Below are 9,526 nucleotides of genomic sequence, written 5' to 3' on the forward strand. Positions count from 1 at the left end.
AACGCTTGACGGCCACCATGGCGAGCCTGCTGATCCTGGGCGGTTGCGCCAGTTCAGGCTCGGGCGATACGAGCGGCTCCTTGGGTGGCGGCGGCTCGAACGGAACGGCCGGAACGAGCAACAATAGCGGCGGCTCGACGCCGTCGCCTTCCCCCTCACCGTCGCCCTCTCCTTCGCCGTCGCCGGCACCTGCGCCCGCCTCCCTGACACCGGCGGGCAAGGTCCTCAACAATGCCGGTGGCGCGGTCTCGTCCACCGGTGCGACGGTCAGTGACATCGGCACCGCCATCAAGGCCGCCAACCTGCCGGGCGTGCCCAGCGGCGTGCAAAACGGCTTGGGCGATGTCGTGCAGAACCTCGGCAACACCTTGTCCACGGCTGGCACCGGTGTGCAGAACGGCCTCGGCAGCATCGGCGCCAACCCGAATCCGATCGGTACCACGGTGGGCAACACGGGCAACGTGGTGACGGCCGTCGGCAATACCGTGACCAGCGGCGGCAACCTCGTCAGCAGCCTGGGGACCGGTCAACTGGCGCCGCTGGCACCGCTCACCACGCCGCTGGGCGGGGCGGTATCGCAGGTCGGCCAGGCCGTTGCCGGCGGCGGTGCAACACTGGGCAACGCCTTGTCGACGGGTCCGGTGGAACAACTCACGCAACAGCTCTCTTCGGCCATCGTGCCGCTCACCTCGCAGGTCACCAGCGGCACGCAGGCGGGCGGCGCGGCAACCGGCCTGGGCTCGCCCAGCAACACGCTGCTGGGCACGGTGGGCGGAGGGGTCGTCAACCTCGGCAGCGCGCTCACGAATACCAACGCGCCGGTGGTCAGCAATCTGGGCGGTGTTGTCGGGGCGGTGGGCAACACCGTGGCTGCACTCGGTGGCGTGACCTATTCACCGAACGGCACGGCGAGCAATCCGCTCGCGCCGATCACCGGCGCACTCGGTGGCCTCGGCGGTGGCACCGGTGGCACCAACCCGTTGGGCACACTCACGGGCGCGCTCGGCGGCTTGGGCGGCGCGACAGGTGGCAGCAATCCGCTGGGCGCGGTCACGGGTGCACTGGGTGGCCTGGGCGGCGCGACAGGTGGCGGCAGTCCGCTTGCCCCGATCACCGGAGCGCTCAGCAGCCTCGGCGGCGCAGCAGGCGGCGGCAATCCGCTGGGCGCGGTCACGGGTGCACTGGGTGGCGCGGCAGGTGGCAGCAGTCCGCTGGCGCCGATCACCAGCGCCCTGGGCGGTCTTGGTGGCGCATCGGGCGGCAGCAATCCGCTCGGCCCTGTTTCGACCATCACCGCTCCGGTCGGGTCGATCGTCAGCACCGTCGGCAGCAGCCTCAGCTCGACTGGCGCCGCCACGCCGCTCGCGCCGGTCACCAACGCGGTGGGCGGTCTGCTGGGCACAGTGGGTGGCGCACTGGGCGCGCATCACTAAGCCCCGGCTAAGCAGCGCGCATTAGCACAGTTGTCGTGCTGCCGTCGTGTTTGAAACGCGTCGGGACCTTGCTGGATGAGGTCTCGACGCATCGGCATGGCGCAAGACCCCAAGCGCCATCAGTATCAACCATGGCGCGTTGCGTCACGTGAACGCTGCCACATTGTGTTTTGTTGTAAAGCACCATGTCTCGCGGTTATCGTTCCAAGCATCGCGCAGCTTCGTCTAGGCATGGCCGACTCCGAGCCGGCCCGCACGCGACTTGCCTGCCGGCACGATTCCACCGCATTGAGCAAAACAAGAAGGAGACAGGTGTGCGGACCACCACCTTACGGTTGGCCCTGGCCACAGGCGTTGTATTGACCAGTCCCGTATCGAGTTGGGCGCAGAGCAGTCCCACGCAGGGCAACCCGATGGACACGCTGCCGCGTGTCGACACCTCGCGCCCGCCCGAACAGAAGATCCAGGTCGAAGTGCAGCGGCCCAACCCGGCGCTGGAGAACTTGCTGGCCACGCACCTCACCCCCACCAAGTTCCAGATCGAAGGCGTCAAGACACTGCCGTTTCCGGAAATCGCCGCGCACTTCGCGCCGATGGCCGGACACGACATCACCGTCGCCCAATTGCTGGCAGCGGCCAACGACGTGACCAAGCTGTATGCCGACCGCGGCTACCCGCTGTCGTTCGCCTTCGTGCCGGCACAGACCTTCGAGGGTGGCGTGGTACGCGTCACGGTGGTGGAAGGCTATGTGGCACGCATGCGCGTCGAGGGCACGCCGGGGCCACTGGAGGAGCGCCTGCGCGCCATCTCCAAGCACATGATGGACGAGCGCCCCTTGCGCCGCGAAACCTTCGAGCGCGTGACCGGCGTGCTGGCGCTGCAGCCCGGCGTGCAGATCACCGCCACCGTGCAGCCGCCCACCACCACCGACGGCGCGAGCGAGCTGGTGCTCAACGTCAAGCGCCAGCCCTACACCATCGGCACCGGCATGGAATACCGCTCGGGCGTGCGCGCTGTGATTACCGGTACGGTCAACAGCCTGACGCCGCTGGGTGAGCAGATCACGGTGTCGACGCTGCAGCCGCGCGGGTCCAACCACGAGACGTTCTACTCCGCCACCTGGGCACAGCCGATCGGCACCGATGGCCTGCTGGCCAAGCTGTCGTGGTCGCACTATCGCGGCATGCCCGAGAACCTGCCGCTGGGGCAGCTCGGCTACCAATCGCGCTACCTGACCGATACGCAGCGCCTGGGCCTGTCGTTGAGCTATCCGCTGCTGCTCTCCAGCACGCGCAGCCTGACCGTCACCGGCACCTTCTACGGCAACGACGACAAGCAGCAATACACGCCCATCAACACGGCGATCCCACAGACCGAGCTGGCCGCCAAGGTGCGCGTGCTCGGCGCGGAGGCGCTGTACACGGAAGTGAAACCCGGCGAGACGCGACGCGCGTCGTTCGGCCTGTACCAGGGCATCGATGCCGCGGGCGCCAGCAAGTCGGCCAACAACAATGTGGACCTCGGCTTCCTGCGCACGCGCATCACCGCCAGCGAGGCGCACGACCTGCCGTTCGGCTTTGGCATGGCGATCTCGGGCGCGGCGCAGTACAGCGGTGCGGTGCTGCCGTCGTCCGAGCAGATCAGCTTTGGTGGGCGCTTCTTCGGCCTGGCCTACCCGGCTGGCGAAGTGGCCGGCGACCGCGGCTGGGGCCTGTCGCTCGAGCTCAACCGGCTGTTCACCGCGTCGATGACGTACCTGAAGACGGTGCAGCCGTATGTGCTGTACGACACGGCCAAGGTGTATTCGAACGCCGGCACGCTGATCCACGACCAGCTCGGCTCGATCGCCTTGGGCGTGCGCTTCTCCGACCGCAAGCACTACACGCTGGACCTGGCCCTCGCGAAGCCCGTGGGCGATATGCCGACCAACTCCGGCGCGCGCAGCCTGCGGTTCAATGCGGCGTGGACCTATCAGTTCCCGTGACGGGTGGTCGTCATATACGAGAATTATGAATTATTTATTTTCAGCGCTGAAAGTTGGGCACACTCCCCTCTAGAGAGGGGCACACAGCCGCACCAGAATTTGGGAGCATCAAAGAACAGCTTATGCTCAGCTTTTCCAAGAACTTGCCGATAAGTAACGAAGTCGCGCAGAACAAGAAGAAACACGACAGCGACAGCGGCGTTGCGCCGCACATAAGCGATGGAGCGGCGCAGCCGCCGCAACCGTCGCGCCAATACGCACCGGGGGCCACCATGCTGCAACGTCTGTCGGATGACGCAGAATTCCATCGACTCGTCGATACCATCTACGAGGCGGTGCTCGACCCCGCGCAGATGCCCATCGCGCTGGCACTGCTGTCGGTCTATGCCGGCGCGGAAAGCGCACATTACTTCGTCTGGGACAAGCACACCGATACGCCCCGCCACGGGGTGTCGTCCGGCTGGTGCCGCAACTGCCCCCAGGCTGGCCACTGCACCGAATTCTGCCGCGATCCGCAGCTGCTGCGCTGCGCTGTTGGCGCCAGCGACCCTGTCGGCATGGGTGATGACAGTGATCAACCCGTCGCCGGCATGACCCTGGTAGACACGCCCGACCTGTGCGTGACCATGCGCCTGCGCACGCGCGACGATCTCTCCGAATTCAGCGCCGGCGAGCGCCAGACGCGGCTCGAACGCGTACTGCCGCACCTGCAGCGTGCCGCGCGCATGCAGCAGCGCAACCAGGAGCTCAATGAGCTGGCCGCGCTTGGCATGGCTGGGCTCGATACGCTCGACTTTGGCGTGATGGTGATCGAGCGCGGCATGCGCGTGAAATACGCCAACGCCTGGGTGCGCGCCATGACCGAAGAAGACGACCGCCTGTCGCTCGACGGCGGCCACTTCCACTCGGCCGATCTCAGCCATGACGCCGCCCTGCGCAACCTGATCGAGCACGCTGCAGGCTCGATGGGCGTGCAAGGCGCGGCAGGCTCGTGGATGTACCTCGCGCGCGACGGCCGCCCGGTGCCTTTCATCGCCACGCCGCTGGCGCCCTCCGACGCCCTGCGTTCGGCCTGGGCCTCGCCGCTGGCGCTGGTGCTGGTGGGCAACTCCGAGACGCGCTCGGTCATGGACGCGGGCGTGCTGGCCTCGCTGTTTGGGCTGACCAACAAGGAATGCATCGTCGCCGCGCGCCTGGCCGCCGGCGAAACGCTGCAGGAGATCGCCGACCGCGAATTCCTCTCGCTGCACACGGTGCGCGTGCATATTCGCGACATCCTGCGCAAGACCGGCACGCATCGTCAGTCCGAGCTGGTGCGCCTGCTGCACCTGCTGCCCAGTGTCGACCTCGAGCGCGCGGGCGCGGCCACCCCGCCCTCGCGCCGGCGTACCCGCCTGAACGCCTGAGCAATACAAGCCTCCCCGACCGGGCAACGCCACGTGCCCGGCCCGCCGGGCGTCCATTCCGTCCAGCGGCGATTCCATGGACCTCGCCATCCGCGTATACCCGAGGCAAGTTCTGCCTGTTTGCGCCGATTCTCTGATAGGCGCACGGAGCCGCCATCACGGCATGACGCGGAGCAATAACGGCGGGATTATCCGACGCATTTTGTGAGTAGCGCGCAACAAAGGCCCCTGTTCGTCGCCTGAAACGTCAGCCTTTTGCGCTATCCTCGCCGCAAAACACAGACAGGCGTGGATCGGGGCCACGCCAAATGCGCTCGCATGCATAACAATTTCCATATGGCGCTGCTGCTGTTTGCGTGGATCAGTGTCGGGCTGACCACGTTTGCCGCACTGGATGCCGCGACACGCCTGCCGGGGGGCGCGCCTGTCGCAAAACGCCGCACGTGGCGCGTTGCCTGCGCCACCATTCTTGGGACCGGGCTGTGGTCGGGGCTGTGGCTGGCGCAAGCCGGCCTGCACCGCCTGCCGAGTGCCCTCGCCGCCCCCGTCATCGTCTCGCTGGTTGCCGCCTTGGCCGCCTCGCTGGCCGCGCTCTGGCTAGCGCTGCCCAACGCCACGCCGGCCGAATCCGCGCACCCACTGCCGCGCCAACGCATGGCGCTGGCGGCCGCAACGCTGGGCTTGGGACTGGTCGTCGTTGAGCTTGCGCTGTCGCGGCCCTGGCTGCGTAGCGACCCGCTGCCTACGCTGCGCCTGCTCACGGGCTGCGGCGGCGGCGCGCTGATCGTTCTGGCCGGCGCCAGCCTGGCGATGGGCATGGCCTTCCATATGCCCGCGAATCAGCGCCGCTCGGCCGTGGGCTTGCGCGCGCGCGCGGCCATCGTGCTGGCCACCTCGGCCGTGCTGTCGCTGGTCGTCTGGCCGTGTTCCGGTGCGCCGTCGGCAGACGACACCATGCTGCGTGCCGTACCCGTCATCATGCTCTGCGCGGGGGGCGTCTTGCTGGCACTGGGCCTGCATGCCGTGCTGATGATGCTGGAGGCGCACGTCGACTCCGCGCAGGCACACCTGGCCGCCTCGCTGGCCCGCGTGACGCGCCAGCCGCCAGCGCTGGAGCATCACGACGCGCTGACCGGTCTGCCCAACCGCTTCCAGCTGCACCGCGCGATCGACAACGCCATCCTGGCCTCCACCCGGCGCGCCCGCCCGTTCGCCCTGTTCTATCTCGACCTGGACGGCTTCAGGCAGATCAACGAACAGCACGGCCGCGCCATTGGCGACCGCGTCCTGCAAAGCGTGGCCGAGCGCCTGCGCCAGACCATGCGCGGCGAAGACGTGGTCGCCCGCCTGGGTGGGGACGAATTCGGCATCCTGGTCGAAGGGCTGTCGCTGCCCGAGGCCGCCGCCACCATCGGCGACAAGCTGCTGTTCCGCCTACGGGAATCCGTCGACATCGATGGGCGGCGCCTGCGCGTGACGGCCAGCATCGGCGTGGTCGTCCATCCGCACAATGGCGCCACGGCCAGCACCCTGCTCGAACATGCCGATGCCGCCATGTTCGAATGCAAGCAGGCGGGCGGCAACGCCTACCGCTTCTTCGAGCCTTGCCTGAACACCACCGCGCACCGCGTGCTGCAGATCCAGCGGGCGCTCTCGCATGCGGCGCTCAACGGGCAGCTCTCGGTGTACTACCAGCCCAAGTTCGACGCCCACACGCAGGCCCTGGCCGGTGCGGAAGCCTTGCTCCGCTGGAACCACCCGGAACTCGGGCCGGTCTCCCCGGCGGAGTTCATTCCGCTGGCCGAGCGCACCGGCACCATTGTCGAGCTGGGCGATTGGGTGGTCGAAGAGGTCTGCCGCCAGATCATGCATTGGGACGCCGCCGGCATGCCGCCGCTAAAGATCGCCGTGAACCTGTCGCCGCGCCAGTTCCAGCAACCCGACCTGGTGCAGCGGCTGTCACAGATCCTGCACCGCTACCAGGTGGCCGCAGACCGGCTGATGTTCGAAATTACCGAGACCGCCGCCATGCGCGATGCCGGGCAAAGCATTGCCGCCATCCGCCAGCTGCAGTCGCTCGGTTTTGAGGTGGCCATCGACGATTTTGGCACCGGATATTCGAGCCTGAGTTATCTGCAGCGTTTTCGCGCCCAGCAGATCAAGATCGACCGCGCCTTCGTCTGCGCGCTCGACGACAACCCGCCGGAAGCCAGCGCCATCATCCGCGCGATTTGCGCGATGGCGCATTCGCTCGACATGACGGTGGTGGCCGAAGGCGTGGAAACCGCCGCGCAAATGCAGTCGCTGATCAATCTGCACTGCGATCAGATCCAGGGTTACCTGCTGGCCCGCCCGCTTCCGGCCAGCGAATTCCAGCGCTTGATTGAGCAGAAGCAAGTCGCTTGAAAGCGATACGAATGCGCCATTTCGATGCATTTGTGATTTTCTTTCCAGAACCTTTCACTGACTTGCGGAAATGCCGCAAAACAGCATCGGCATGTCGCTGCCGAAGCAATGAAGCGGTCACATAAAAAGCAATCCACACCATCACAGCACGCTATCAAGAGCGCAGCACAAGCGCTTACGCGGTGCGCCGCCGATTTGTTCACATGTTCACCGGACCTGAATTGGTGCAAGACCGCAAGCCACGGGCGGCTCTGCAGCCGACAAGCCATCGTTGAGCCTGAATCCGGAACGCAATTTCTTTACGAACGACAATTGGCAGAAGCAATGTGGCTATAATGCCGTGGGCTACGGGGAGCGTGCCCAAGTTTCTAATGCAATGTTGAGGAATCCATAATGTCGACATACAAGGAAATTGTTCAGAAGATCTCTGAACTACAGCGCCAGGCCGATGAACTTCGGGCAAGTGAGCAGTCAGCGGTGATCGCTGAAATCAAACAGAAGATCGTTGAATACAGCCTGACCGCGGACGACCTTGGCTTTGGCGCAAAGGGCGCTGCAGCCTCGAAGAAAGTCGGCCGTAAAGTGCCGGTGCGTTATCGCGACAGCCAGGGCAATACCTGGACCGGTCGTGGCAAGCGTCCGGGCTGGTTGGTCAAGGCGCTGTCGTCGGGCAAGAAGGTGGAGGATTTTCTGATTGCCTGATGCCTGAATGGGCACCGCTTCCGAGACGCACATAGAAGCTTCCGGAGCACACCACAAAAGACAAGGCCGGCAATTTGCCGGCCTTTGTCATGCTTGCGCCACCCGCGGGCTACACCTGAAAGCGCGCCACCGCAGTACGCAGAACCTGCGCCTGCTCCTCGAGCGACATCGCCGCGGCGGATGCTTGCTCCACCAGTGCCGCGTTCTGCTGCGTCGCTGCGTCCATCTGCGTGACCGCCTGGTTGACCTGCTCGATGCCGGCGCTCTGCTCTTCCGACGCGGCGCTGATCTCGCCCATGATGTCGGTCACGCGCCTGACCGCCACCACCACCTCGTCGATCACGGTGCCCGCCTCTTCCACCAGCACCGAACCGTTCTGCACGCGGCCCACCGAATCGCCGATCAGCTCCTTGATCTCCTTGGCCGCCGTGGCGCTGCGCTGCGCAAGGCTGCGCACCTCGCCCGCGACCACCGCAAAGCCGCGCCCCTGCTCGCCGGCACGGGCGGCTTCCACCGCCGCGTTCAGCGCCAGGATGTTGGTCTGGAACGCAATCCCCTCGATCACGCCGATGATGTCGGCGATCTTCTTGCTGCTGGCGTTGATGCCGGCCATGGTTTCGACCACGCGGCCCACCACTTCGCCGCCCTTGACGGCGATGTCCGACGCGCTGCCGGCCAACTGGCTGGCCTGGCGGGCGTTGTCGGCGTTCTGCTTCACGATGCTGGTCAGCTCTTCCATGCTGGAAGCGGTTTCCTCCAGCGACGAGGCCTGCTCTTCCGTGCGCTGCGACAAGTCTGCGTTGCCGGCCGCGATCTGCTTGGTGGCGCTGGCAATGGAATCGGCGGAACTCTTGATGTTGGTGATCGTGCCGGTCAGTTGCTGCTGCATCTGCGCCATGGCGAAGAGCATGCTGCCATGGTCGCCGGGGCGGGTCTGCACGTGCACGGCCAGATCGCCGGCGGCAATGCGGCGCGCGATCTCGGCCGCGTACGAAGGCTCACCGCCCAACTGGCGCGACAGCCGGCGCGCAATGACCAGGCCCAGCACGATGCCGAGCAGCGCACCTGCACAGGCCATCACCATCATCACCAGGCGCGAGCGGTGTGCATCGTCACGGGCCTTGACGGTGGACGCGGCAGAGACCTCTTCCACACGCTTGACCATCTTGTCGAGCGTCTTTTCAAACGCGGCGGTGTCGTCCAGCAGGCCGACGTTCTCGGCCGTGACGCGGCTGTCGAACTGGGTCGGGTCCAGGCCCTGCTTGTCCATCAGCGCAACGAAATCGGTCATGCGCTTGCCCCAGACGGGGTAGATCGCATCGACCTCGCGGATCATCTTCTTGCCTTCGTCCGACGTGAACAGCGGGCGCACGTTCTCCACCCCGTCTTTGAGGTGCTGCATGCTGTCGGCAATCTGCGTGCTGAGCGTCTTGCGCTCGGTGAGCGTGGTGGCAATCAGCAATGCGGTCTGCGCACGGCTGGCGTGTGCCAGGCTGTTGGCCGCGCTGCCCATCTGCGTGATGGCGCGCATCTGCTTTTGCGCCAGCTCTTCGCTGGCCTTTGTCAACTGCGTGATCGTATAGATGCCCAACCC

Annotated in this window: 6 protein-coding genes; 5 read left to right on the forward strand and 1 reads right to left on the reverse strand. The window is 66.1% G+C overall.

Annotated features, from left to right (window positions below; translation table 11 throughout):
- The first annotated feature begins 5 nt into the window (after positions 1-5).
- From QZ609_RS20755 to QZ609_RS20775, 5 genes are all read left to right on the forward strand, one after another.
- Positions 6-1,433, forward strand: coding sequence for a collagen-like triple helix repeat-containing protein (locus QZ609_RS20755; protein ID WP_295498996.1), 1,428 nt, complete (start codon positions 6-8; stop codon positions 1,431-1,433).
- Positions 1,434-1,747: 314 nt separating this feature from the next.
- Entirely contained in the window at positions 1,748-3,418 is a 1,671-nt protein-coding gene (locus QZ609_RS20760; protein ID WP_295498982.1) for a ShlB/FhaC/HecB family hemolysin secretion/activation protein, read from the forward strand.
- A gap of 122 nt (positions 3,419-3,540) precedes the next feature.
- Complete coding sequence (locus QZ609_RS20765) at positions 3,541-4,824, forward strand: helix-turn-helix transcriptional regulator (protein ID WP_295498984.1); 1,284 nt, start codon at positions 3,541-3,543, stop codon at positions 4,822-4,824.
- A 318-nt stretch (positions 4,825-5,142) separates the two neighbouring features.
- Entirely contained in the window at positions 5,143-7,230 is a 2,088-nt protein-coding gene (locus QZ609_RS20770; RefSeq protein WP_295498987.1) for a bifunctional diguanylate cyclase/phosphodiesterase, read from the forward strand.
- A gap of 393 nt (positions 7,231-7,623) precedes the next feature.
- The gene (locus QZ609_RS20775; RefSeq protein WP_295498990.1) at positions 7,624-7,932 is read left to right on the forward strand and encodes an H-NS family nucleoid-associated regulatory protein; all 309 of its coding nucleotides are present in this window, start codon (positions 7,624-7,626) and stop codon (positions 7,930-7,932) included.
- 109 nt (positions 7,933-8,041) lie between these two features.
- On the opposite strand, the gene QZ609_RS20780 is transcribed toward QZ609_RS20775, so the two are convergent.
- The coding region (locus QZ609_RS20780; protein ID WP_295498993.1) for a methyl-accepting chemotaxis protein at positions 8,042-9,526 on the reverse strand (1,485 nt) is incomplete at its 5' end.

This window comes from uncultured Ralstonia sp. (genome assembly GCA_913056305.1).
Classification (GTDB): domain Bacteria; phylum Pseudomonadota; class Gammaproteobacteria; order Burkholderiales; family Burkholderiaceae; genus Ralstonia.

What these genes read in the sequence shown, in the direction of transcription:
- QZ609_RS20765 (WP_295498984.1), top strand. Translation starts at nt 3,541, where the DNA reads ATGCTCAGCTTTTCCAAGAACTTGCCGATAAGTAACGAAGTCGCGCAG.
- QZ609_RS20770 (WP_295498987.1), top strand. Translation starts at nt 5,143, where the DNA reads ATGCATAACAATTTCCATATGGCGCTGCTGCTGTTTGCGTGGATCAGT.
- QZ609_RS20775 (WP_295498990.1), top strand. Translation starts at nt 7,624, where the DNA reads ATGTCGACATACAAGGAAATTGTTCAGAAGATCTCTGAACTACAGCGC.